This window comes from Actinoplanes sp. L3-i22 (assembly GCF_019704555.1).
Lineage (GTDB): Bacteria > Actinomycetota > Actinomycetes > Mycobacteriales > Micromonosporaceae > Actinoplanes.
This window is the reverse complement of record NZ_AP024745.1, coordinates 7,937,434-7,960,345: the sequence shown is the minus strand read 5'-3', so window position 1 is coordinate 7,960,345 and position 22,912 is coordinate 7,937,434. Positions and strand designations below refer to the sequence as shown.

Here is a 22,912-nt window from a genome sequence, read left to right as displayed (position 1 = left end):
ACCGTGCCGGGCATGGGTGTCCCCGAGGATCTTCCGTTCGCCAGGCACCTGCGCCCGTTCGACAGCGAGCCGGCGCAGGACGAGGACTACACCGGCCGCCACCTGGACGGCGGTGAGTTCGACGACGTGAAGGCCGGCGGCACCCGGTTCGACGAGTGCGCGTTCACCGCGACCACGTTCACCGGCGGCGACCTGGGCGGCGCCCGGTTCAGCGACGTCGGCATGGGCCGCACCCGCTGGATCGGCACCTCCTGGTCGGAGACCGACCTGCTGGACGTCGTGATCGAGGACAGCGTGCTGGCCGGCGTCCAGGCGCACGGCGGCACCTGGCGGCGGGTCGTCCTGCGCGGCTGCAAGCTGGACAGCCTCAACCTGCGCGCCACCCGCCTGCACGACGTCGAGTTCCGGGACTGCGACCTGACCGAGGTCGACTTCGGCTCGGCCACCCTGACCGGCGTCACGTTCCCGGGCTCGACGATCTCCCGGGCCCGGTTCACCCGCACCACGGTCAAGAAGCTGGACTTCCGCAAGGCGCGCAGCCTGGACGTCGCCGAGGGCTGGGACTTCCTGCGCGGCGCGATCATCGACTCCGGCCAGCTGGCCGAGGCGGCCGCCGCCCTCGCCCAGACCCTGGGCCTCCAGGTCAAGGATCGTTAGCCCAGCAGCGACGGCAGCCGGGCCTGCCACGCGCCGGTCTGCGACTCCCACGCCTTCGCCAGCGCCAGCAGCCCGAAGTCGTCGTGGTTGCGCCCGATGACCTGCAGTCCGATCGGCAGCCCGCTCGCCCCGAACCCGGCCGGGACGGCCAGCACCGGCGCGTTGATCATCGTCCCGATCGTGGTGACCTCCATCCACCGGTGGTAGGTCGGCATCGCGGTCCCGTTGATCGACTCCGGCCAGTGCACGCTCGCGTCGAACGGCATGACCTGGGCGGTCGGCAGGACGGCGTAGTCGTACGTCGCGAACAGCTCCCGGAAGCCCTCGTAGAGGCGGCTGCGGAGCTCGGCGTTCTCGAACACGTCGATCGCGGACAGGCGCTGGAGTCCCTCGTACTCGAAGAGCGCCTCGGGTTTGAGCAGCGCCCGCAGCCGCGGATCGGCGTGCACCTGCCGGACCCCGTTCCCGGCCAGCCAGTGCCGGTAGGTCAGCCAGGTCGGCCAGAGCCGGTCGGTGCCCAGCCCGGGCAGCTCGTCGACGGTGTCGACGGTCATCCCGAGCGCGGTGAAGTGCCCGAGCGCGGCGCGGGTGACGGCGAGGACCTCCGGCTCCATCGGCAGGTACCCGCCGAGATCGCCGAGCCACGCGACCTTCCCGGTGGGCCCGGCGGCGCGCCCGGTGAAGCCGTCCAGCGACAGCGGCGCCCGGTCGTCGTAGCCGGCCATGGTCCGCAGCAGCAGCTCCAGGTCGGTCGCGGTGCGCGCGATCGGCCCCTCGACCCCGCCCTGCGCGACGAACTGGTCGCCGCCGGCCGACGGGACCCGGCCGAACGACGGGCGCAGGCCGTACACGTTGTTCCAGCCGGGCGGGTTCCGCAACGACCCCATGAAGTCGCTGCCGTCCGCGACCGGGAGCATCCGCAGCGCCACCGCCGCGGCCGCCCCGCCGCTGCTCCCACCGGCGGTCTTCGCCGGGTCGTAGGCGTTTCCGGTCGTACCGTAAACGTGGTTGTAGGTTTGTGATCCGAGCCCGAGCTGCGGGACGTTCGTCTTCCCGATGAAGATCGCCCCGGCCGCCCGGATCCGTTCGACGAACAGCGAGTCCGCGTCGGCGACCATCGGCATCAGACCGTAACTGCTGGTCAGGCCCGCGACGTCGGCGAGATCCTTGACCGCGTGCGGAAACCCGTGCATCCAGCCCTGGCGCCCGCCGTCGCGCAGCAGCCGATCCTTCCCGGCCGCCTCGGCGAGCAGCTCGTCCCGCGGCCGCAACGCCACGATCGCGTTGACCGCCGGGTTCACCCGGTCGATGTGATCCAGGTGGGCGGTCATCACCTCGACGCAGCTGACCTGCTGTTTCCCGATGGCCGCGGACAGCTCGGCGGCGCTCAGGCCCACAATGGATCCGGCCGGTGACATCAGGCTGCCCTCCCGAGCGGCGGGGTGCGATCATCGTCGATATGAGCCGGTGGCGACGCCCGTATCCGTGGACATCATTGCAGTACTTCACTACCTCGCTGACCATCGTGGGCGCCATGTTCGCCCTGGTCGTGGTCGTCACGTCGGTGCTCGCCGCGCCGCCCGTCCTGGAGGCGCTGAAGGCCTACGCCTTCGTGGCCGCGTGGCTGACCGTCATCGGCCGCACGGCCTGGTCCGGTCTGTTCCTCGGGGACGACGGCATCCGGCTGCGCACGTTGCTCCGCACCCGGACGATCCCCTGGGCGGAGATCGCCTCGGTCGACCCGGTCCACGAGAACTTCCTGGGCCGGCCCGCCGACCGGATGTCCATCCGGCTCACGCTCCGCGACGGCACCCGCGTGATCGCCCCGGTCGAGTCGTCCGGCCCGCCGTCCTTCTTCCGGACCATGACCACGGTCCTGAAACCGGCCGACTTCCACGCCGCGCTGGCCGAGATCGATCAGCGCCTGACCGCCGTCCGCGGCTGAGCCGCCCGGCCGGTCAGAGGCCTTTCACCACGGCGGCGAGGTCGACGACATCCGCGGGCGCGGGCGGCTGGATCGCCGGGGCGGCGCCGAACTCGCTGAAGGACACGCCCTCGAGGTCGGTGCGGTCCAGGTGGATCGGGCAGGGGACCCCGGTGGTGGACACGTACACGACGGTCTTCGCCTTGCCGCCGTAGGTCACCGCGATGGCCGGCACCCCGCTGAAGTTCTTGATCGCGCCCTTGGTGACCGGGCCGGTCGGGCCGAGCAGGCTCAGCGCCCACTTCCGGGTGACGAAGTCGCCGAACATCTCATGCCGCGGCGGGATGGAGATCCACCGGCCGGCCTGCGCCGTGGTGAACTTGCGCCCGTCGTCCGGACCCAGCTCCGAGCTGATGAACGGCGCGGTGGGGCGCAGATAGTGTCCGCCGCGCACGGTGAGCGTGTCCTGCTTCGTGCTCCCCATGGCGGTCCACCCCGCGGCGTCGTCCCCGGCGAGCTGGATGTCCATCATCCACAGCAGCGGGCGGACACCGTCGGAGCTGGCGATCAGGCCGCCACGGATCCGGAACGACTTCGCGGCGGTGAGCGTGACCCGGGCGCGCTTCAGGATATCCGCGGCGGGCAGGTCGGCGATCCCGTTGGTGACCGGCGCGACGGACGCGGACGGCGCCGGGGCCGCGACCGACGCCGGGTGCCCGGACCCGGCGGTGCAGCCGCCCAGCAGGACGGCCGCGGCGATGACAGCGACGATGACCTTCATGATTCCCGATCCCCCGTAGATCTTGTGCGGCGCGAATCTACGCCAGCACCACCACGGGCGACGGCCCCGGGTCGTACGCGGTGAAGTGCTGGTCGGGGTCTTGCCGGCGGAATTCCCGCGGGCTGACGCCGCGCTCGCGCTTGAACGCCGCGCTGAGCGCGAAAGCGCTCCCGTACCCCACCTGCCGCGCCACCGCATCGAGGGTCGCGTCCGGGGTCCGGAGCAGGTCGGCGGCGAGGGCCAGGCGCCAGCCGGTCAGGTACGCCATCGGCGGCTCCCCGACCAGCTCGGTGAACCGGCGCGCCAGCAGCGACCGGGACACCCCGGCCCGGGCGGCCAGCCCGGCGACCGTCCACGGCCCGGCCGGCCGGTCGTGCAACAGCCGCAGCGCCGGCCCGACGACCGGGTCGTGCCAGGCCGGCACCCCGGCTTCCGGGCCCGCCAGCCAGGCCCGCAGCACCGAGATGAGCAGCAGGTCGAGCAGCCGGTCCAGGACCAGTTCCTGGCCGGGCTCGCCGCCGGTCATCTCGGCGGCGAGCAGCCCGACCAGGGTGCGGTCGGTGGCGGCGGCCGGCTGCACCAGCATCGCCGGCAGCGCGCCGAGGAGCCGGCGGCTGACCTCGCTCTCCAGCCGGTACGTCCCGGTGATCATCTCGGTGCCGCCGTCGGCGGTGTCGCCCCAGCTGCGCACGCCGAGCTGTGCCCGGGGCACGCCGTCCACGGTGACGCACCGCTGCCCGGGATGGACGATCGTCTGCCAGGGCGTGGCCGGGTCGTCGGCGACGGTGTAGGGCCGCGGCCCCCGGATCACCGCGACGTCGCCGGGCCGGAGCTCCACCGCCGTGTCCTGGATGATCAGGGCGGTGCCCCGCACCAGCGTGACCAGGGTCAGCGGCGCCTCGTCCTGGATCCGCAGCGCGAACGGCGGCTCCAGCACCGACCGCAGCAGGAAGGCGCCACGTGCGCGCGGCCCGTCGAGCAGCCCGGTCAGCGTGTCCACCCGGCAACCATGCCACGGCCGAGGCAGGCCAGCGCCAGCGTGCTCAGCACCGTGCGAAGGTCGTTGACCGGGACCCACACGCTCTCGAAGTCCGCCCGGGACACGGCGGCGTCGGCGAGCCGGTCGTTGAGCGGCACCTCGACGACCATCGTCAGGACCAGCACCACCAGGTAGAGGCCGGCCGCCGCGGCGACCCAGGCGAACGGCCGGCCGGCCCGGGCGAGCAGCCCCGCGAGGACCGCCGGGAACAGCAGCGCCCCGGCGAAGACCAGCAGGAACAGGCCGTTCTCGATGGCGGCGTTGAGGTGCCGCATCGCGGTCACGAAGGTGGCGTCGTCGGTGGCGTGCAGGCCGGGCAGCACCGAGGTGGTGAACGCGAAGAAGATCCCGGCGATCAGCCCCAGGCACACCACCGCCGCGATGGACAGGGCCTTCACGCGGGGTCCCGGACGTCAGGAGCAAGTGTCATGACGCAAGTCCACCCGCTCGGGCGTGGACGAACCATGGCCGGAACTCCCGGTTACATACGCGAGCGTCCCAGGCCGCCATCGCCGCCGCGTCCCCGGTTGAAGATCGACGATCAAGAACGATCGCCCGGGTACGGCCGGAAGCGCTGTTTGACGAACGCGAAACGCTGCGGCGCTGTCCCCGAAACACCGATTCGGTGAAGTACCTGACACTCCGGTTTGGAGGGCATATGCCCGGGTACCCCGGTGCGCCCCGGTACGGGTGCGCCGTGACCGGGGCGCGCAGGGAGGCGCCACCATGGACCAGCACGATCTGCTGAGCCGGATTCAGAAGAACGGCCGTCTGCACGGCCGCAACGAGAGCCGCCGGGTCACCGCCACGGTGCTCGGCGTGCTGAGCGAACTGCTGCCGGCTTCGGCGTACCGTCGCCTGACCGCAACCCTGCCGGAAGAGCTCCGTGGGCAGCTGCCGGCGCCGGAGACCGGCCGGATCGTGGAGATCATGGACTGCCGGCGTTTCCTGGCCCGGATCGGTGAGCGCCTCTTCGCCGACGGCAGCGACGCGGCGTTCCTGGCCCGGGTGGTGCTGTCCGAGCTGAACGCGGGGGAGCGCGGGGTGTCGCCGGCCGAGCTGGCGCACCTGGTGCCGATGGATCTGCGGGCGCTGTTCCGGTCCCGCCCGCTGGTGCCGTGGACCGAGGACGCCGGCGCCTCGGGTGTCGAGGGCCTGCTGCGGCGCCCGGCCCCGAAACCGGCCCGGATCATGGCCGCGGAGAAATCCCTCTGAGCCGCGGTTCCAGGACGTCGATGGCCCGGACCCGGCCCGGCCTCACTCGGCGGTGAGCCGCCCGAACGCCGACCGGTGGAACACCAGCGGGCCCAGCTCGCCGACCGGGTGATCCAGCCCGTGCAGCTTCAGCAGGACGATGGTGTGATCGCCGGCCTCCACCTCGCGGTAGATGGTGGTGTCGAAGCGGGCCAGCCCGTCGTCGATGGTCACCGCGCCCTCGTCGCTGACCGACGCCTGGATGCCCTCGAAGCGGTGCGCGACCGGCCCGGCGAGCTGGCGGCAGATCGCGCTGTGGTGGGCGGCCAGCACGGTCACCCCGAGGTGGTCGGCGCGGCGCAGGTCGGGCCACGTCTTCGAGGTGTTGGCGATGGAGAAGGAGATCAGTGGCGGTTCCAGGCTGACCGAGGTGAACGAGCTGGCGGCGAGCCCGACGAGGACGCCGTCGACCGCGGCCGCGACGGCGACGACCCCGCTGGGGAAGTCACCGAACGCCCTCCGGAGGCGGACCGGGTCGAGATCCTGGTTGGTCACGAAGGCCGCGGGGGTCTGCGAGATGGTCATGTGAGGGTGTCCTTTCCGACGACCGACCCCAATCTATATCGGGCCTATAGGTTTTCGGAAGTATTGGAGACGTCACAGTCCGCATCGATCATGCCGACTGGCGACTCACCAGCGTCGGCTCGTAGATCACCGAACTTACCCGCCCCTCCGGCTCCTCGATCCGGGCCAGCAACAGTGTGGCGGCCTCGGCGGCCATGTCCTCCAGTGGGTGCCGCACCGTCGTGAGTGCCGGGCGGGCCGCCAGCGCCGCGCTGCTGTCGTCGAACCCGACCACCGCGACGTCCTCCGGCACCCGCTTGCCGGCGTCCCGCAGCACCAGCAGCGCGCCGACCGCCATCAGGTCGTTCGCCACGAAGACCCCGTCGAGCTGCTCGGGCATCAGCGTCCGCATCGCCCGCTCGCCGCTCTCCTGGGTGAAGTTGCCGGTCGCGGTCGGCACCCAGGCGTGCCCGTGCCGGGCCAGCGCCCGCTGGAAACCGGTGATCCGGTCCTGACTGGCCGGCACGTCGGCCGGCCCGGAGATCATCCCGATCCGCTGGCAGCCGCGCGCCACCAGGCGCTCCGCGGCGAGCGAGGCGCCGGTCTCGTTGGCCAGGTCGACGTAGCTGATCGGCACCGGCTCGGGCGGCCGCCCGATCAGCACGGCCGGGATCCGGGCGTCGGCGAGCAGGCCGGGCAGCGGGTCCCGGGCCGGCAGCGACAGCACCACGGCGCCGTCGGCCTGCCCGTTGCGCAGGTCGCCGACCAGGCGTTTCTGCCCCTCGGGGCCGACCATCTGCAGTGCCAGCCGGACGCCGGCCGGCCGCAGCACGCTCATCAGCCCGCCGACCACGCGCCCGAAGTAGGGGTCCGCGAAGAACCGGCCCATGAACGGGTCGTCGTCGTGCGGCTCCGAGTCGGAGACGACCAGGGTCACCGTGCCGGTGCGGCGGGTGACCAGCGATCGGGCCAGCCGGTTCGGCACGTACCCGGTCTGCTCGACCGCGCTCCAGACCACCTCGTGCAGCTGCGGGTCGACGTTGCGGACGCCGTTGACGACCCGGGAGACGGTGGCCCGGGAGACGCCGGCCACGCGGGCTACGTCCTCGAGCGTCGGTAGCCGGTGGCTCTGCATGCCGTGTTTATAGCACGGGATGGAGAGCGCTTTCCGCCCGCTGGGCTCCAGGCCGCGGCACGGGCGGCGGCTGGGCGGCCGGCGATGTTCCGGAACCCCAAACCATTGACGTACGTCGTGAACAGCTCGAAGTATGGAAAGCGCTCTCCAAGCGTTCCGTCCTCCAAGCCTTGGGAGATCCCCCCGTGAACAGAAGAACCTTGCGATGGCTGATCGCGCCGCTGAGCGCGTTCGCCCTGGCCGGCGCCATGCTGGTCGCCGCCAACCCGTCGGCCTACGCCGCCGACACCCTGCTCTCGCAGGGCCGTCCGGCGCTCGCCTCCTCGACCGAGAACGGCGAGTCCCCCGCGATCGCCGCGGTCGACGGCCGCTCCGACACCCGTTGGGGCAGCCTGTGGGCCGACCCGCAGTGGCTCCGCGTCGATCTCGGCTCCACCGCCACGATCACGCAGGTCAAACTGCAGTGGGAGGCCGCGTACGCGAAGGCCTTCCAGATCCAGACCTCGCCCGACGGCAACGCCTGGACCACGATCTACAGCACCACCACGGCGGCCGGCGGCAACCAGACCCTGGCGGTCAACGGCTCCGGCCGTTACGTCCGGGTGTACGGCACCCAGCGCGGCACCGGCTACGGCTACTCGCTCTACGAGTTCCAGGTCTACGGAACGTCGTCGGTCACGCCGCCGGCCTCCGACGGCCCGGGCTACGTGATGGCGAACCCGCCGGTCACCGGCGTCGTCCCGTCCACCAAGATCCCGCCGGCCCAGAACCCGCCGGTCACGCACCGCGAGTTCCAGGCGAACTGCTCGGTCAGCCGGACGAACCTGAACGACGACCCGATCGTCTTCCCCGGCCTGCCCGGCGCCTCGCACTCGCACACGTTCATGGGCAACCGCACCACGAACGCCAACACCACCCTCGCCTCGCTGCAGGCCGGCACCACGTCCTGCATCACCCCCGGGGACCGCACCGGCTACTGGATGCCGACCCTGCTCAACGGCGACACGGCGGTCCAGCCGGACGGCCCGCAGGTCATCTACTACAAGAGCGGCGTGCTCGACTACACCAGCGTCCGGCCGTTCCCGGCGGGCCTGCGCTACGTCGTCGGCAGCCCCACCTCCACCCTCGACGAGTTCCGCAACCACCCGGGCGCGGTCGAGGGCTTCGAGTGCGGCGACCTCACCCGCAACTGGGACATCCCGGCGAACTGCGTCGCCGGCTCCCAGCTCAACGTCCGGCTCCAGGCCCCGAGCTGCTGGGACGGCCTGCACCTGGACACCCCCGACCACAAGAGCCACATGGCGTACCCGATCGTCGGCGTCTGCCCGGCCTCCCACCCGGTCGCCGTCCCGATGATCGAGTTCAAGATGGCCTGGCCGGTCAGCGGCAACATGGCCAACGTCCACTTCGCCAGCGGCCGCGGCTACTCGTTCCACTACGACGTCTACAACGCCTGGGACCCGGCCGTGCTCGCCGCCCTGACCACCCACTGCATCAACGGCGGCCTGCAGTGCAACCCGCGCGGCTTCGACCAGTACAAGCCGGACCGCGGCGCCGCCCTCAACGAGAACTACGAACTCCCCTGACCCCCAAAACCCCTGCTAACCCCAAACCCCTTTCCCGGTACGCCGTGAGCGTCACCGCCTGACCGCCCCCGGCCGGGGACCAGCACAGACTGCCCCCGGCCGGGGTGCCTCCACCAGTCACCCCCGCACGCCAGCCGCACCCGCACCCGCACCCACACCCGCAGAGCCCACCCGCACCCGCACCCGCACCCGCACCCGCACCCGCACCCGCACCCGCACCCGCACCCGCACCCGCACCCGCAGAGCCCAGCCCAGCCGCACCCGCACCCGCACCCGCACCCGCAGAGCCCAGCCCAGCCCAGCCGCAGCCCAGCCCAGCCCAGCCCAGCCGCAGCCGCAGCCGCAGCCCAGCCCAGCCCAGCCGCAGCCCAGCCGCAGCCCGGCTCCGGCCTCGACCACCAGCACCGGCCAAGCGCGTCCGGCCGGTCGCCGCGGTCGTCTCGGCCCGGGTCCTGATCGCCAGCACCAGCCGGGCCGGTTCGGCTGGTCGCTACGGTTGTTCCCCGGCTCGATCCCGGCCGCCAGCGCCAGCCGGGCCTGCTCAGCTGGCGGCCACGGCTGCTTCCGGCCCGGATCTCGACCGTCAATGCCAGCCGGGCCGGTCGACGGGGCTGCCGCCGTACCCCCGGGTGGTGTGCAAAAAACGCAAGAAACCGCAATCCGGACGCGGCGGCCGCAGCGGTGACCAGCGGCGGATGTCGTCTGGCAAGCTGCGGAACCAGCTGCGGAACCAGCTGCGGAACCAGCTGCGGAACCAGCTGCGGAACCAGCTGCGGAACCAGCTGCGGAACCGGCTGCGGACCGGAGGTGGCGCCCGCGGCAGAGACCCGCGGCGGACGCCGCTCGGTCGAACAGCCGTGACCAGCCGCCGACAGCCCTGGCGTGCCGGTCGTCCAGCAACGCGATCGTGTCGCCGGCGCGACCGCTCAAGAGTTTCCGCGCGAGTTATCCACACTGCGGGTCTGTCCACAGGCCACCCGACCAAGATCGCTCCCGGGCGTCACAATGGAACGGGGCAGCCCCCCTTGGTGAGGGTGGGGGCTGTTTTCTGCGGGGGACGAGGCCGGGAACCCTCGATAACGCTTTTCAGCGAAATATCTCAGAAATCTTTCTGGAGGGCCTCGAGCGCCGCCGCCCGCGTTTCCAAAATGCGCGCGGCCAGGGCTTTCGTGCGTGATTCGGCGCCGGCCGACTGTTCGCTCGTGGCGAGCTGGTGGCTCTGGTTCAGGTGTTCCCGCAGGCTCTTGGCCAGCACGGTGTCGAAGGCCGCCCCGCGTTGCGCGCCCGCCGAGGCGAGCAGGGCCGGCGTGACCATGCCGGGCATCGGCATGCCCTTGTGCGGGTTCTCGGCCGGCAGCCCGGCCTCGTCGTGAAGTTGCCGCAGCGTGCCCAGCTCCTCCGTGGTGAACGTCTTGACCTGCGCGGACACCTTCTTCATCGCGGCCGACGAGCTGTTCGCGGGGGTCAGCTCGAGCAGTGGCAGCAGCTCCTCGTCCATCGCGATGTTGATCTCGATCCAGGCGAGGTCGGTGCCACCGAATGCGGGGCCGAGGGCGGCCCCGGAGGCGGATCGGGCGGCGGCCCCGGCGGCGGCGGGGGCGGCGGGCGAGGTGGCGCCAGGAGCGGGGGAGGGGCCGGCGGGGGAGGCGGCGCCGCAGCCGGTGACCGTGAGCAACCCCACGGCGATGGCCAGGACAACGGGGCGGGGATTCGCTTTCACGTTGCGGAGCTTGCAGTTCCGGAACCGGGGATGTCAATGGGAAGTATTGACCTCCGGCAACATGAGCGAAACAATCGCATTCGCTTGGAGAGCGCTTTCCCTGTTGATTCCGAACAGGTCCCGTCCCGCAAGAGTCCCCGTTGGGGTGTGATCATGAGTCAGATGTCCGGGCCGGATCTGCGTCGCCGCAGACCGTCCGTCCTCGCCGCCTTCGTGGTGCTGCTGCTCGGCCTCGCCGCCGTCGCCGTCACCACCGCCGCCAGCGCCGCCGACACCCTGCTCTCGCAGGGCAAGCCGGCCACCGCCTCGTCCCAGGAGGGCGCGGACGTCGGCCCGGCCAACGCCTTCGACGGGAACGACGGGACGCGCTGGTCCAGCGTGTTCGCCGACCCGCAGTGGATCCGCGTCGACCTGGGCGCCACCGCCACGGTCACGAAGGTCGTCCTGCAGTGGGAGGGCGCTTTCGGAAAGTCGTACGAAATCCAGACAAGCCCGGATGGGACCACCTGGACCAAGATCTATGGCACCACGGCCGGTGCCGGTGGCACCGAGACGCTGACCGTGAGCGGCAGCGGACGATACGTCCGGCTCTACGGCACCGCCCGCGCCTCCGGCTACGGCTACTCGCTCTACGAGTTCAAGGTCTACGGCTCGATCGGCACCACGCCCCCGACCGGTGACTGCACGACCAACGCGGCCCAGGGCCAGCCCGCAACCGCCTCGTCGTCGGAGGGCGCGGACGTCAGCGCGGACAAGGCCGTCGACGGCAACGACGGCACCCGCTGGTCCAGCCTGTTCGCCGACCCGCAGTGGATCCGCGTCGACCTGGGCGCCACCAAGGCGATCTGCGGCGTGGTCCTGCAGTGGGAGAGCGCGTACGGAAAAGCCTATGAAATTCAGACAAGTCCGGATGGCACCACCTGGACCAAGGCCTACGGCACCACCACCGGCGCCGGCGGCACCGAAAACCTGAATATTTCGGCAAATGCGCGATATGTCCGGATGTACGGCACCGCGCGAGCGAACGGCTACGGCTACTCCCTCTGGGAGTTCAAGGTCCTGACCAGCGGCGGAACGACCACCACCCCGCCGCCGACCCAGGATCCCACCACCTACACGACGGTCTGGCAGGAGAACTTCGACGGCTCGGCCAACACCTCGCCGTCCGCCGCGAACTGGCTGACCCGCACCGGCACGCAGTACCCGGGCGGCGCCGCCAACTGGGGCACCGGCTCGGTCGAGACCGCCAGCAACGCCACCGCCAACCTCGCGCTGGACGGCGCCGGCAAGCTGAGCATCAAGGCGATCCGCGACGGCGCCGGCAAGTGGACCTCGGGCCGGATCGAGACGCAGCGCACCGACTTCGCCCCGCAGCCGGGCGAACTGCTCAAGTTCAGCGCGGTGCTCAAGCAGCCGGGCGTCGCCAACGGCCTCGGCTACTGGCCCGGCTTCCGGGCGACCGGCGCCGCCTACCGCGGAAACTTCACCAACTGGCCGTCGGTCGGCGAGACCGACATCATGACCGACGTCAACGGCCGCGACCAGCTCGCCCAGACGCTGCACTGCGGCACCGCCCCGGACGGGCCGTGCGCGGAGTACACCGGACGGTCCTCGGGCCTCGCGTCCTGCGTCGGCTGCCAAGCCGGCTACCACGAGTACTCGCAGGTCATCGACCGGACCAAGACCGACGAGGAGATCCGGTTCTACCTCGACGGCCGGCAGTCCTGGGTGGTCCGGGAGTCGCAGGTCGGCGTCGCCGCCTGGGATGCGGCCGTGCACCACGGCTTCTACCTGCGCCTCGACCTCGCGGTCGGCGGCTCCCTGCCGAACGCGATCGCCGGGCTCACCACCCCGACCGCGGACACCACCTCCGGCGGCGTGCTCAGCGTCGACTCGGTGACGGTGTCCAAGGCGTCCGGGACGACCGCGGCGGCGATGACCGATCCGGCCGTTCCGGCCGGGCCCAGCGTCGTCAAGGTCACCGGTAGCCAGGGCAACTGGACGCTGACCGTGAACGGCACGCCGTGGCTGGTCAAGGGCATGACGTACGGCCCGCCGCAGGCCGCCGCGGACGGCTACATGCGCGACCTGAAGAACATGGGCGTCAACACGATCCGGATCTGGGGACCGGACGCGAACACGCCGCTCCTGCTCGACACCGCGGCCCGCTTCGGCATCAAGGTGATCGTCGGGCTGTGGCTCAACCACGGCGCGGACTACGTGAACGACACCGCGTACAAGACCGCCGCCAAGGCCGACGTGCTGAACTGGGTGAACCAGCTCAAGGGGCGGCAGGGCGTGCTGCTCTGGGACGTCGGCAACGAGGTCATCCTGGAGATGCAGAACTACGGGCTGTCCGCGGCCGAGGTCGAGGCGCGGCGGGTGGGGTACGCGAAGTTCGTCAACGAGCTCGCCGACACCATCCACGGGGCCGACCCGAACCACCCGGTGACCTCGACCGACGCGTACACGTACGCCTGGACGTACTACAAGCAGTACGCGCCGGCGCTCGATCTGCTCGCGGTCAACTCGTACGGCGCGATCGACACCGTCAAGCGGGACTGGATCGCCGGCGGCTACACCAAGCCGTACATCCTCACCGAGGGCGGGCCGGCCGGGGAGTGGGAGGTGCCCAACGACGCCAACGGGGTGCCGACCGAACCCACCGACCTGCAGAAGAAGGCCGGCTACGCGTACAGCTGGAACGCGATCAAGGGGCATGCCGGGGTCGCGCTCGGGGCCACCGAGTTCCACTACGGCCTGGAGAACGACTTCGGCGGGGTGTGGCTGAACACCACGACCGGTGGCTGGCGGCGGCTCGGCTACGCGGCGCTGCGCGAGGCGTACACCGGTCAGCCGGTGCCGAACACCGCGCCGGAGATCTCCGCCATGACGGTCAGCACGCCGACCGCGGTGCCGGCCGGCGGGACGTTCACGGTCAGCACGACCACGTCCGACCCGCAGGGCGACGCTATCCGCTACAACCTGCTGGCCAGCGACAAGCACATCAACGGCAACAAGGGTCTGCGACACCTGAACTACACCCAGACCGCCGACGGCCGGTTCACGGTGACCGCGCCGGAGACCCTGGGGGTCTGGAAGGTCTACGTCTACGCCTACGACGGCCAGGGCAACGTCGGGATCGAGCAGCGCTCGTTCAAGGTGGTCCCGCCGGTCATCGCCGGGACCAACCTGGCCAAGGGCAAGACGGCGACCGCGTCCACGTACCAGCCGACCGGGACGAACGGGCCGCAGCTGCCGTCCTACGCGGTCGACGGCGACTACGGCACCCGATGGGCCAGCGAATGGGTGGACACGTCGTGGCTCCAGGTCGACCTGGGCTCGGTGCAGTCGTTCGACAAGGTCGCGCTGGCCTGGGAGGCGGCGTATGCCACCTCGTACCAGATCCAGACGTCCAACGACGGCAACACCTGGACCAACGTCTACTCGACAACCGCGGGTGACGGCGGCTTCGACACGCTCTCGATCAGCGGATCCGGGCGATACGTCCGGGTGAACAACACCGGGCGAGCGACCGCCTACGGCTACTCGCTCTACGAGTTCGGGGTCTACCGCTCGTAGCGGATCGCGGTGACGCGCCCGGCCGGCCGGCCGGGCGCGTCGTGCGTCATCCGGCCTGGGCCTTGACCACCAGGGTCCGGGACCTGTTCCGGCCGAGGCCGATCGCCGTCAGCGTGAAGCTGTGCGACTGAGTGGCGCCCGGAGCGACATCGCAGGGGAACGGCAGCGAGTCCGACCCGCTCGGGCCGTACTCCGCGTAGAGGCCCGGCCCGTCGACGCTGAGCTGGACCTTGCCGGTGCCGGTGACCTGCCACTCGAGGATCGCCGGCGCGCCCTCGTGGACGACACCGTCCTTGACGGACCGGCACTCCGGTTTCCGCTTGACCCGGAAGTACTCGATGGTCGGCACGATCGGCTGCACGGTCACCACCGAGCCGGGCGGCAGGGTGCGCTTCTTCGTGGCGGCCGGCGTCGGCTGATGGCTCGGCGACGGCGTGCTGGCGGGTTCATCGCCGGCCTGAGGTGCATCGCCGGCCGGAGCGCCGGCGCCGTCGCCGGCAGCGGACAGGCAGGCCGCGCCGGGGATGCCGATCGAGAGCTCGGCCTTCGACTTGCTCCGGACGGTGACCGAGTTGACGTCGCCGACGTAGGCGACCTCGGCGGCGCTCTCGCAGAGCTTCCGCCCGCGGGCGGTGTCCGCGTCGGTCAGGCCGGTGTCGATCGTGACGTTGGTGCACTGGCCGTTCACCGTGACGGTGGTGACGTCGGAGCTGTTCAGGTGCTTCTGGACGGTGGCTGCGGCGTCGCCGCAGTCATCCGCTGTCGGGGCGGTCGCCGTCGATCCGGCGGATGGCGATTCGGCGCCGGCCGGCGAGCAGCCGGACAGCGCAACGGTCAGTGCGAGCAACGCCGCGAGGCGCCGGCGAACGGTCATGGTGTGCCGGTCCTGTCTCTTCGATAGAGTGGAGCTCTATCGAATAGTGCACTACGCCGTCCAGGTGACTGTCAACCGGCCGGACCGGCCGGGCGCCGCCGGCGACGTATCCTTCCCCGGTCATGACTGGTGACCTGCTGGATGTTCGCCGCATCTACTTCGAGCCGGCCGCCGCCCAGCTCCCGCGCGGCAGGGAGATCCTGGCCCGGTTCCCCGCGGCCCAACGGGTCGAGGTGGCGAGTCACCAGCGGATCCCGGAACTCCACGGCGACGAGACGAACGTCAACCGGTGGGTGCGGATCAAGCGCGAGGCGCTCGTCCTCGGCGTCAAGAAGACACTGACCGCGCGGCCGAACGGGCGCTCCGCCGACTTCATCGCGCCGTCCACCGCCAACGGCTGCGCGATGGCCTGCGCCTACTGCTACGTGCCGCGCCACAAGGGCTACAGCAACCCGATCACGGTCTTCGCCAACATCGAAAAGATTGCGGCGTACGTGTCCGGCCACGCCAGCCGCCAGGGCCCGAAACCCGCCCCGAACGAGTGCGATCCGCTCGCCTGGGTCTACGACATCGGCGAGAACTCGGACTGCAGCGTCGACGCCCGGATCAGCGACAACGTCCGCGACCTGGTCGAACTGTTCCGCTGGATGCCGGGCGCGAAGGCGTCCTTCGCCACCAAGCACGTGAACCGCGAACTGCTGGACTGGGACCCGCGGGGCCGTACCCGAATCAGGTTTTCGTTGATGCCGCAGGCGGACGCCAAGATCCTCGACATCCGGACCTCGCCGATCGACCAGCGGATCGCCGCGATCGACGATTTCGTCGCCGCCGGGTACGAGGTGCACGTCAACTTCAGCCCGGTCGTCGTCCGGGACGGCTGGCTGGCCGACTGGGCCGCGCTGCTCGACCAGCTGGACGCCGGAATCGGGCCGGCGGCGAAGAAGCAGCTCGCGGCCGAGGTCATCTTCCTGACCCACAACCGCGAGCTGCACGAGGTCAACCTCGGCTGGCACCCGAAGGCCGAGGAGTTGATCTGGCGCCCCGCCCTCCAGCAGCCGAAACTCTCCCAGAACGGTTCCTGGAACGTCCGCTACCGCACCGGCGAGAAGGGCCGGTACGTCGCCGCGCTGCTGGACCTGATCGCGGCGCGGACGCCCTACCTGCACGTCCGCTACGCCTTCTGACCGCTACGCCTTCTGACCGCTGCGCGGCAAAGCCGCGTGCTCAGGCCGAGGCGACGGCGAGCGCGAGCGTGACCGCCGCGAACGCGAGCAGCACGGCCGGCAGCGGCATGCCCTTGACGTCGCGGACCCGCGCGTGCGTGATCACCGCGCCGGCGTAGTAGAGAACCAGCCCGACCGCCGCGGCGACACCCAGTGGCCGCCACAGGATCCCGATCAGCAGGCCGAGCCCACCGGCGATGTTCAGCAGCGCCAGTGGCACGAACCAGGATCTCGGCACCCCTGCGGCCGACAGCACGCCGGTGACCCGTTCCACGCCGCGGATCTTCGCGACGGCGGAGTTGATGTTGGCCAGCCCGAACAGGCCGCCGACGATGGCGTAGGCGAGAAACATGACAGCCTCCAACGATGGCATCAAAGAAACCATGGCTCTGTGTAAATCGTTGGAAGCCTACAACGATTTATGGAGGGCAACAATTGTGAGGCTGGCTATGATGGCGGCATGGCCGAGACCGCGATACCTGTCCAACTGGGCATGCTGCTCGCCGGCCGCGGCGCACTGGCCGACGCCCGCGTCCGCCAGACTCTGGCTACTCAGCGCCTCAACATGCGGTCCATGTTCACGCTGAGCCATCTCGCCCGCGGCCCGGTGAACCAGCAGTCCCTGATCGACCTGCTCGGCGTCGACCCGAGCGCCCTGGTCGCGGTCCTCAACGAGCTCGAAGGCCTGGGCTACGCGTCGCGCGAGCGCGACCCGGCCGACCGCCGCCGCCACATCGTCCGGATCACCACTCGGGGCGCGACCGCGCTGGAGGTGGTCGACAAGGTTCTCAAGCGGGCCGACGACGACCTGTTCGCCGCGCTCTCCAGCGCCGAGCGCGATCAGCTCGAGCACCTGCTGAGCAAGGTCGCCGGCGCGGACGGCTGCGGCTGACCGATCGCCGGATGCGCACCGTCGAGCTGCTTTTAGATCAAGAGCAGGATTTCGCCGTACGGCGGGAATGGGCTCTTCTTCGTGATGCCGGCCTGCCGAGCCTGGCCGATCACGGGCACCCGACGAATCGCCCGCACCTGACCGTGGTCCGGGCCGCGTCGCTCGACGGGCTGCCGGAGCTGACGTTGCCGCTGGTCGCCGAGCTGGGGCCGGTGCGCAGGCTCGGGCGGGCGCTGGTCCGGCCGGTGACGCCGACCGCCGAGCTGCGGGATCTGCACTCGCGGGTCTGGTCGGCGCTGCCCGGCGCGTGGCCGCCGCCGGGGGAGTGGTTCCCGCACGTCAGCCTGGCCCTCAGGGCCCCGGGCGACATGCTCGACCGGCTCCCGGCAGAGATCGGCCGCCCCGATTCCCGAGAGTGCTCTTTCGTTGCGGCCCGCAGCTACGACACCGAGGCGCGAACCGTGACCGACATCGAGGCATGAGCCGTGACCGACATCGAGGCATGAGCCGTGGCCGGCATCGGGGCATGAAACGCGGCCGGCATCAGGGCCGGGGCCGCGGCCGGCAGGGAAACGGGCGGCGATCGATGATCGCCGCCCGCTGCCGTGCTTGCCTGCCGTGACTCGTGGCCGGTCAGGCGTCCTGCAGAGCCACCACCGGCGCCGGCTTCGGCGCGTCCGCGAAGCCGCGCAGCGGCACGTGCTTGATGAACAGCGCCACCACGATCCCGGCCGCGGCCGCCGCCGCGCCCCAGACGAACGCCGCGCCGATCCCGTTGCTGACCGCCACCGCGAACGCGTGCTGGACCGGCTCGGGCAGTGCCCGCAGCATCGCCGGCGTCATCCCGGCCGCCGAGCCGGTGCTGGTCGCCGCCGAGCCGCCGCTGTCGGCGAGCGAGTCGAGCAGGTGGTTGGTGTAGATCGTGCTGAGCAGCGAGACGCCCAGCGAGCCACCCATGTTGCGCAGGAAGGTGGCCGCCCCGGTCGCCGCGCCGATCGCGTTGATCGGCGAGCTGTTCTGCGCGATCAGCATGGTGGTCTGCATCAGGCAGCCCATGCCGGCGCCGAGCACGACCATGAACACGCTGGTCATGAACCGCGACGTGCCGGTGTCCATGGTGGCGAACAGGCCCAGGCCGGCCGTCATCAGGACGGTCCCGACGATCGGCAGCGCCCGGTAGTGCCCGGTGCGGGTGATCAGCTGGCCGCCGATCAGCGAGACCGTCATCGCGGCGATCATCATCGGCATCAGCAGCAGGCCGCTGTTGGTGGCCGAGGCGCCCTGCACGTACTGCTGGAACTGGGGCAGCAGGGTGATGCCGCCGAACATCGCGAACCCGACGATCAGGCTGAGCGCGCCGGCCAGTGCGAAGTTGCGGTTCCGGAAGACCGACAGCGGCATGATCGGCTCGGCGGAGCGGCGCTCGACCATGATGAACGCCACGAACGCGCCGACGGTCAGCGCGAGCAGGCCGAGGATCTGCGGGGAGGACCAGTCGTACTGGCTGCCGCCCCACGTGGTGATCAGCACGAACGCGGTGATCCAGACGCTGAGCAGGGCGGCGCCGAGCCAGTCGATGCGCGCCTTGCCGGCCCCGCGGGGCAGCTTGGCCAGCACGAACCAGCAGACGCCGAGCGCGACCAGGCCGAGCGGCAGGTTGACGTAGAACGCCCAGCGCCAGTTCAGGTTGTCGGTGATGAAGCCGCCGACCAGCGGGCCGCCGATCATCGCGACCGGCATGACGGCCATCATCACGCCCTGGTACTTGCCGCGCTCGCGGGGCGGCACGATGTCGGCCAGGACGGACATGACGCCGACCATCAGGCCGCCGGCGCCGAGGCCCTGGACCGCGCGGAACGCGATCAGCTCGCCCATGTTCTGCGACATGCCGCAGAGTGCCGAGCCGACCAGGAAGATCGCGATCGAGGTGAGGAACGTGACGCGCCGGCCGAGCAGGTCGCCGAGCTTGCCCCAGATCGGGGTGGCGACCGTGGAGGCGAGCACGTAGCCGGTGGTCACCCAGGCCAGATGGTTCAGGCCGTGCAGGTCGCCGACGATCGTGGGCAGCGCGGGTGCCACGATCATGTTGTCGAGCATGGCGAGCAGCATCGCGATCACGAGGCCGCTCATGGTCACCATGATTTCGCGGTGAGTGAAGCGGATGGGTTCAGGTTGTGTCACGGCGGACTTCTTTCGGTATTCTTACTTACCGGCCGGTTAGTAGCCTACTTGCCGCACGGTAAGTTAGCAAACGGCGTGATGCATCGGGAGGACGGACAGCGATGGCGACGGCAGGTCAGCGGCGAGGCGCCGACACGAAGGCGGAGATCCGCAGGGTGGCCATCGAGCTGTTCACCGAGCGGGGCTACGAGGGCACCTCGCTGCGCGAGATCGCCGAGCGGCTCGGGATCACCAAGGCCGCGCTCTACTACCACTACAACAGCAAGGACGAGATCGTCCTGTCGATCTTCCAGGCCCACCTGGACGCGATCGAGGAGCTGGTCGCCTGGGCCGTCGCGCAGCCGCCCAGCCCGGAGCTGCGCGCCCAGGCCGTCGAGCGCATGATCGACCTCAGCGTCGGCAGCGGCGCCGCCGCGATGAAGTTCGCGATGGCCAACCAGCACGTGGTCCGCGAGCTGCACCAGAGCAAGGGCCGGGAGAACGCGTTCGGCAAGATGACCGAGCTGTTCGACCACCTGACCGGCCCGGACGCCCCGGTCGAGGAGGCGCTGCGGGTCCGCGCCGCGCTGCTCAGCGTCAACATCGTGCTGATGGCCTCGCGCGGGCTGAACGCCTCCGAGGCCGAGATCAGCACGGTCGCCCGCGACATCGCCCGGTCTTTGATCAAAATCGACTAAGACCCAAGACCCGATTTGAGGGTACGGACGTAGCCCGCGCCCGCCCGGCGGGGCTGTTACCGTGCGGGCCATGTCGATCAAGGCCAGGCTGCTCGGTTCCGCGGTGTCGCACTGGGGTGCGGACCCGTGGGCGCGCGGCTCGTGGAGCCTGATCGGCCGGCACGGCACCCCGCAGGACCGGATCGCGCTGGGCACCCCGGTCGGCGACCGGCTGCGGATCGCCGGTGAGGCCACCCACCCGACCCGCGCCGGGATGACCCACGGCGCGTACGAGCAGGGCCTCGCCGCCGCGGCCTGGGCGATCGAACGCGGTCACCCCGGCGTCCTGGTGGTCGGCGCCGGGATGGCCGGGCTCGCCGCCGCCCGCGCACTCGCCGAGCGGGGCGTCCAGGTGCGGATCCGGGAGGCCCGGGACCGGATCGGCGGCCGGACCGCCGGCGTCGACGTGGCCGGCGGCGCGTTCGACCTGGGCGCCAACTGGCTCCAGCAGTACGACGACAACGTGCTCGCCCGCCTCGCCGAGCGACTGGGCCTGACCACGGTCGTCACCGACTTCACCGACCCGCTCGTGCTCAACGCCCACCCGATCCCGCACGGCATCGAGGACGACCTGCGCGACCGCCTCGCCGCCGCCGGACCGCAGGCGAGCGTCGCCGACGTCCTCGGCGACTGGTTGCGCGCTCCGGCGCCGTGGACCCCGGATCAGATCCACCGGCTCGCCGACGCCGAGATCGTGATGGACGCGGGCGTGCCGTTGACCTGGCTCAGCGCCCGGCACGGCTTCGAGCCGGGCGTGGGCGAGGGCGACCGCTGGATCGTCGGCGGCTACCGCCTGCTCACCGCCCACCTCGCCGCCGGCCTCGACATCCGCCTCGGCCGGCCGGTCGACCGGATCGACGTCCAGCCCGGCACGGTGGTCGTGTCCGGCGGCGAGGTCCGGGAGGCGGCCGACGCGGTGATCGTGACCGTGCCGCTGCCGGTCCTCGCGGCCGGCGCGATCACGTTCGACCCGCCGCTGCCGGAGTCCCACCGGACCGCGCTGTCGCACCTCGGCGCGGGCCGGGTCGAGAAGGTGATCCTCCGGTTCGACCGGCGGTTCTGGCCCGAGCACGGCTACTACCGCGTGCACGGGCCGGCCGAGAACTGCATCAGCGAGTGGCTCGACGCGACCGCCGCCGACGGCACCCCCACCCTGGTCGGACTGTTCGCCGGCCCCTGGCAGGACACGCTGTGGACCGGCTCGGACGACGAGATCGCCGCCCGGGCCACCGAGATCATCCGCGCCGCCGCCGAGCCGTGGTGACCGGGCACCCGCCGTACCCGCAAATGGTCTAAAGCTCGAGCAAGGCCGCGAGGCCGGCCAGCAGGCGGTCGATCTCGTCGGCGGTGTTGTAGGGGGCGAGGCCGACGCGGAGCGCGGGGTCGACCAGCTTCAGCGCGGTGAACGGCTCGTAGGCGTAGAACGAGCCGGCCGGCGCCAGGACCCCGAGCCCGGCGAGGTGGATCTGGGCCTCGCGCGCGTCCCGGCCCTCGATGGTCAGCAACGTCGTCGGCGTCCGGTCGGCCGCCGTCGAGTGGATCGTGAGCGCGTCGCCGAACCCGCGCAGCCCCTCCTCGAGACGCGCCCGCAGCACCAGCTCGTACTCGTGAATCGCGGCGAACGAGCTGGTCAGCCGCGCCCGCCGGGACTCGGCGGAGCCCGGCGCGACGGCCGCGAGGAAGTCGACCGCGGCGGTCGCGCCGGCCAGCATCTCGTAGGGGAGCGTGCCGAACTCGAAGCGCTCCGGCACCGCGTTCGACGACGGCACCAGCTTGTCCGGCGAGAGCGTCGCCAGCAGCGCGGGGGAGGCGGCGAGGACCCCGCAGTGCGGGCCGAGGAACTTGTACGGCGAGCAGACGAAGAAGTCCGCCCCGAGCGCCGCCACGTCCACCAGGTGATGGGCCGCGTAGTGCACGCCGTCGACGTAGACCAGCGCGCCCGCCTCGTGCGCCAGGTCGGCGATCCGGCGCAGCGGCGGCTTGGTGCCGAGGATGTTCGACGCGGCGGTCACCGCGACCAGCCGGGTCCGGTCGGTCGGCCGGAAGGTGTCCAGGTCCAGATCGGCGGTCGACGGGTCCAGCTCGATCCAGCGGACCGTGACGCCGGCCCGCTCGGCGGCCTGGATCCACGGCCGGACGTTGCTGTCGTGGTCCAGGCGGCTGACGATGATCTCGTCCCCGGGCCGCCACGTCTTGGCGAGGTGCCGGGAGAAGTCGTAGGTGAGCTGGGTCGCGCTGCGCCCGTGCACGATGCCGGCCGCGGGCACGCCGAGCAGGTCGGCGTAGGCGGCGCGGAACTCGGTCACCGCGCGCTCGGCGTTGAGCTCGGACGAACTGATCGTCCCGCGGTTCGACAGCGGCCCGGTCATCGTCGCGACGATCGCCTCGGCGACCGGTCGCGGGGTCTGGCTGCCGCCCGGCCCGTCGAAGAACGCCAGGCCGTGATCAAGGGAGGGAAAGTGGGCGCGGAGTGCCGTCACGTCGAGGACCATGGCGACAGTGTCTCCTACCGCTCGCGGGCGTCCGCCCACTTGTGGTCGACGTCGGACGGACGCTGGTGCCCGCACTCGATCACCGAGCCGGTCTCGTCAGTGACCTTGGCGTAGAGGTCGCCGTACTCCACCCAGACCGACAGGTGCTCGATCCCGGCCGCCCGGTCGTCCCGGTCGAACCAGTGGTCGATCGTGAACGGCGACTCGGGGCCCGCGTAGTCGTCCTGGATCTGGAACTTCTCGCCGGGCTTGAGCCAGCGGTCCTCGCCGAGCGGCTCGAGCCACACGACCAACCATCCATCGCCACTGTTCTTGATATCTATCTTTGCCACCGCCGTACTGTAGGGCCTCA

23 protein-coding genes are annotated in these 22,912 nt (G+C 71.2%); 10 read left to right on the top strand and 13 right to left on the bottom strand.

Annotated features, from left to right (window positions below):
• The first annotated feature begins 12 nt into the window (after window positions 1-12).
• On the top strand, window positions 13-657 hold the full coding sequence (locus L3i22_RS35830) for a pentapeptide repeat-containing protein (RefSeq protein WP_221321910.1): 645 nt from the start codon (window positions 13-15) through the stop codon (window positions 655-657).
• On the opposite strand, the gene L3i22_RS35825 is transcribed toward L3i22_RS35830, so the two are convergent.
• Window positions 654-2,075, bottom strand: a complete 1,422-nt coding sequence (locus L3i22_RS35825) for an amidase (RefSeq protein WP_221321909.1) — start codon at window positions 2,073-2,075, stop codon at window positions 654-656. The two genes, L3i22_RS35830 and L3i22_RS35825, sit on opposite strands and share 4 nt — an antisense overlap.
• 41 nt (window positions 2,076-2,116) lie before the next feature.
• Here L3i22_RS35825 and L3i22_RS35820 point away from each other — a divergent pair, with 41 nt between their 5' ends.
• The gene (locus L3i22_RS35820; RefSeq protein WP_221321908.1) at window positions 2,117-2,602 is read left to right on the top strand and encodes a PH domain-containing protein; all 486 of its coding nucleotides are present in this window, start codon (window positions 2,117-2,119) and stop codon (window positions 2,600-2,602) included.
• A gap of 13 nt (window positions 2,603-2,615) precedes the next feature.
• Here L3i22_RS35820 and L3i22_RS35815 read toward each other — a convergent pair whose 3' ends face one another.
• The 3 genes from L3i22_RS35815 to L3i22_RS35805 are packed head-to-tail and all read right to left on the bottom strand — an operon-like array spanning window position 2,616 to window position 4,799.
• Complete coding sequence (locus L3i22_RS35815) at window positions 2,616-3,362, bottom strand: hypothetical protein (RefSeq protein WP_221321907.1); 747 nt, start codon at window positions 3,360-3,362, stop codon at window positions 2,616-2,618.
• A gap of 37 nt (window positions 3,363-3,399) precedes the next feature.
• A complete protein-coding gene (locus L3i22_RS35810) occupies window positions 3,400-4,362 on the bottom strand; it encodes an AraC family transcriptional regulator (RefSeq protein WP_221321906.1) in 963 nt (320 codons plus the stop codon).
• A complete protein-coding gene (locus tag L3i22_RS35805) occupies window positions 4,350-4,799 on the bottom strand; it encodes an anthrone oxygenase family protein (protein WP_221321905.1) in 450 nt (149 codons plus the stop codon). The genes L3i22_RS35810 and L3i22_RS35805 overlap by 13 nt, the downstream gene beginning before the upstream one ends.
• A 328-nt stretch (window positions 4,800-5,127) precedes the next feature.
• Here L3i22_RS35805 and L3i22_RS35800 point away from each other — a divergent pair, with 328 nt between their 5' ends.
• The gene (locus L3i22_RS35800; protein WP_221321904.1) at window positions 5,128-5,616 is read left to right on the top strand and encodes a DUF2267 domain-containing protein; all 489 of its coding nucleotides are present in this window, start codon (window positions 5,128-5,130) and stop codon (window positions 5,614-5,616) included.
• Window positions 5,617-5,658: 42 nt separating this feature from the next.
• Here the strand turns inward: L3i22_RS35800 and L3i22_RS35795 are convergent, their stop codons facing one another.
• Complete coding sequence (locus L3i22_RS35795; RefSeq protein WP_221321903.1) at window positions 5,659-6,180, bottom strand: flavin reductase family protein; 522 nt, start codon at window positions 6,178-6,180, stop codon at window positions 5,659-5,661.
• Between the two features lie 88 nt (window positions 6,181-6,268).
• Window positions 6,269-7,294 carry a LacI family DNA-binding transcriptional regulator gene (locus L3i22_RS35790; RefSeq protein WP_221321902.1) on the bottom strand — a complete coding sequence of 342 codons (1,026 nt, stop codon included), beginning with the start codon at window positions 7,292-7,294 and terminating at the stop codon, window positions 6,269-6,271.
• Between the two features lie 185 nt (window positions 7,295-7,479).
• On the opposite strand from L3i22_RS35790, the gene L3i22_RS35785 reads away from it, so the two are divergent.
• Window positions 7,480-8,880, top strand: a complete 1,401-nt coding sequence (locus tag L3i22_RS35785) for a DUF1996 domain-containing protein (RefSeq protein ID WP_255657414.1) — start codon at window positions 7,480-7,482, stop codon at window positions 8,878-8,880.
• 117 nt (window positions 8,881-8,997) lie between these two features.
• Here the strand turns inward: L3i22_RS35785 and L3i22_RS35780 are convergent, their stop codons facing one another.
• The gene (locus L3i22_RS35780) at window positions 8,998-9,279 is read right to left on the bottom strand and encodes a hypothetical protein (protein WP_221321901.1); all 282 of its coding nucleotides are present in this window, start codon (window positions 9,277-9,279) and stop codon (window positions 8,998-9,000) included.
• 700 nt (window positions 9,280-9,979) lie between these two features.
• The gene (locus tag L3i22_RS35775; protein WP_221321900.1) at window positions 9,980-10,600 is read right to left on the bottom strand and encodes a DUF305 domain-containing protein; all 621 of its coding nucleotides are present in this window, start codon (window positions 10,598-10,600) and stop codon (window positions 9,980-9,982) included.
• A gap of 153 nt (window positions 10,601-10,753) precedes the next feature.
• On the opposite strand from L3i22_RS35775, the gene L3i22_RS35770 reads away from it, so the two are divergent.
• Window positions 10,754-14,182: a discoidin domain-containing protein gene (locus L3i22_RS35770; RefSeq protein WP_221321899.1), complete on the top strand. Its 3,429-nt coding sequence runs from the start codon at window positions 10,754-10,756 to the stop codon at window positions 14,180-14,182.
• Between the two features lie 46 nt (window positions 14,183-14,228).
• On the opposite strand, the gene L3i22_RS35765 is transcribed toward L3i22_RS35770, so the two are convergent.
• The gene (locus L3i22_RS35765) at window positions 14,229-15,056 is read right to left on the bottom strand and encodes a hypothetical protein (RefSeq protein WP_221321898.1); all 828 of its coding nucleotides are present in this window, start codon (window positions 15,054-15,056) and stop codon (window positions 14,229-14,231) included.
• A gap of 122 nt (window positions 15,057-15,178) precedes the next feature.
• On the opposite strand from L3i22_RS35765, the gene L3i22_RS35760 reads away from it, so the two are divergent.
• On the top strand, window positions 15,179-16,240 hold the full coding sequence (locus L3i22_RS35760) for a spore photoproduct lyase family protein (protein ID WP_221321897.1): 1,062 nt from the start codon (window positions 15,179-15,181) through the stop codon (window positions 16,238-16,240).
• Between the two features lie 40 nt (window positions 16,241-16,280).
• On the opposite strand, the gene L3i22_RS35755 is transcribed toward L3i22_RS35760, so the two are convergent.
• A complete protein-coding gene (locus tag L3i22_RS35755; protein ID WP_255657412.1) occupies window positions 16,281-16,652 on the bottom strand; it encodes a DoxX family protein in 372 nt (123 codons plus the stop codon).
• Window positions 16,653-16,739: 87 nt separating this feature from the next.
• On the opposite strand from L3i22_RS35755, the gene L3i22_RS35750 reads away from it, so the two are divergent.
• Entirely contained in the window at window positions 16,740-17,171 is a 432-nt protein-coding gene (locus tag L3i22_RS35750) for a MarR family winged helix-turn-helix transcriptional regulator (protein WP_221321896.1), read from the top strand.
• Window positions 17,172-17,182: 11 nt separating this feature from the next.
• Window positions 17,183-17,653 (top strand): 2'-5' RNA ligase family protein, encoded by a 471-nt coding sequence (locus tag L3i22_RS35745; RefSeq protein WP_221321895.1) that lies wholly within the window; start codon window positions 17,183-17,185, stop codon window positions 17,651-17,653.
• A gap of 151 nt (window positions 17,654-17,804) precedes the next feature.
• On the opposite strand, the gene L3i22_RS35740 is transcribed toward L3i22_RS35745, so the two are convergent.
• Window positions 17,805-19,310: an MDR family MFS transporter gene (locus tag L3i22_RS35740; RefSeq protein ID WP_221321894.1), complete on the bottom strand. Its 1,506-nt coding sequence runs from the start codon at window positions 19,308-19,310 to the stop codon at window positions 17,805-17,807.
• Window positions 19,311-19,453: 143 nt separating this feature from the next.
• Here L3i22_RS35740 and L3i22_RS35735 point away from each other — a divergent pair, with 143 nt between their 5' ends.
• Both L3i22_RS35735 and L3i22_RS35730 read left to right on the top strand, forming a co-directional pair.
• The gene (locus L3i22_RS35735; protein WP_221321893.1) at window positions 19,454-20,029 is read left to right on the top strand and encodes a TetR/AcrR family transcriptional regulator; all 576 of its coding nucleotides are present in this window, start codon (window positions 19,454-19,456) and stop codon (window positions 20,027-20,029) included.
• 70 nt (window positions 20,030-20,099) lie between these two features.
• Entirely contained in the window at window positions 20,100-21,332 is a 1,233-nt protein-coding gene (locus tag L3i22_RS35730; protein WP_221321892.1) for an NAD(P)/FAD-dependent oxidoreductase, read from the top strand.
• A 28-nt stretch (window positions 21,333-21,360) separates the two neighbouring features.
• Here the strand turns inward: L3i22_RS35730 and L3i22_RS35725 are convergent, their stop codons facing one another.
• Window positions 21,361-22,560 carry a cysteine desulfurase-like protein gene (locus tag L3i22_RS35725; RefSeq protein ID WP_221321891.1) on the bottom strand — a complete coding sequence of 400 codons (1,200 nt, stop codon included), beginning with the start codon at window positions 22,558-22,560 and terminating at the stop codon, window positions 21,361-21,363.
• A gap of 14 nt (window positions 22,561-22,574) precedes the next feature.
• A complete protein-coding gene (locus tag L3i22_RS35720) occupies window positions 22,575-22,892 on the bottom strand; it encodes a hypothetical protein (RefSeq protein ID WP_221321890.1) in 318 nt (105 codons plus the stop codon).
• Window positions 22,893-22,912: the final 20 nt, after the last annotated feature.

Excerpts from the sequence above, each read along its gene's own strand:
- L3i22_RS35820 (WP_221321908.1), top strand. The coding sequence starts at position 2,117 with ATGAGCCGGTGGCGACGCCCGTATCCGTGGACATCATTGCAGTACTTC.
- L3i22_RS35770 (WP_221321899.1), top strand. The coding sequence starts at position 10,754 with ATGAGTCAGATGTCCGGGCCGGATCTGCGTCGCCGCAGACCGTCCGTC.
- L3i22_RS35815 (WP_221321907.1), bottom strand. The coding sequence starts at position 3,362 with ATGAAGGTCATCGTCGCTGTCATCGCCGCGGCCGTCCTGCTGGGCGGC.
- L3i22_RS35765 (WP_221321898.1), bottom strand. The coding sequence starts at position 15,056 with ATGACCGTTCGCCGGCGCCTCGCGGCGTTGCTCGCACTGACCGTTGCG.
- L3i22_RS35760 (WP_221321897.1), top strand. The coding sequence starts at position 15,179 with ATGACTGGTGACCTGCTGGATGTTCGCCGCATCTACTTCGAGCCGGCC.
- L3i22_RS35830 (WP_221321910.1), top strand. The coding sequence starts at position 13 with ATGGGTGTCCCCGAGGATCTTCCGTTCGCCAGGCACCTGCGCCCGTTC.
- L3i22_RS35795 (WP_221321903.1), bottom strand. The coding sequence starts at position 6,180 with ATGACCATCTCGCAGACCCCCGCGGCCTTCGTGACCAACCAGGATCTC.
- L3i22_RS35825 (WP_221321909.1), bottom strand. The coding sequence starts at position 2,075 with ATGTCACCGGCCGGATCCATTGTGGGCCTGAGCGCCGCCGAGCTGTCC.
- L3i22_RS35790 (WP_221321902.1), bottom strand. The coding sequence starts at position 7,294 with ATGCAGAGCCACCGGCTACCGACGCTCGAGGACGTAGCCCGCGTGGCC.
- L3i22_RS35755 (WP_255657412.1), bottom strand. The coding sequence starts at position 16,652 with ATGCCATCGTTGGAGGCTGTCATGTTTCTCGCCTACGCCATCGTCGGC.
- L3i22_RS35750 (WP_221321896.1), top strand. The coding sequence starts at position 16,740 with ATGGCCGAGACCGCGATACCTGTCCAACTGGGCATGCTGCTCGCCGGC.
- L3i22_RS35740 (WP_221321894.1), bottom strand. The coding sequence starts at position 19,310 with ATGGTGACCATGAGCGGCCTCGTGATCGCGATGCTGCTCGCCATGCTC.
- L3i22_RS35735 (WP_221321893.1), top strand. The coding sequence starts at position 19,454 with ATGGCGACGGCAGGTCAGCGGCGAGGCGCCGACACGAAGGCGGAGATC.
- L3i22_RS35745 (WP_221321895.1), top strand. The coding sequence starts at position 17,183 with ATGCGCACCGTCGAGCTGCTTTTAGATCAAGAGCAGGATTTCGCCGTA.
- L3i22_RS35725 (WP_221321891.1), bottom strand. The coding sequence starts at position 22,560 with ATGGTCCTCGACGTGACGGCACTCCGCGCCCACTTTCCCTCCCTTGAT.
- L3i22_RS35800 (WP_221321904.1), top strand. The coding sequence starts at position 5,128 with ATGGACCAGCACGATCTGCTGAGCCGGATTCAGAAGAACGGCCGTCTG.
- L3i22_RS35730 (WP_221321892.1), top strand. The coding sequence starts at position 20,100 with ATGTCGATCAAGGCCAGGCTGCTCGGTTCCGCGGTGTCGCACTGGGGT.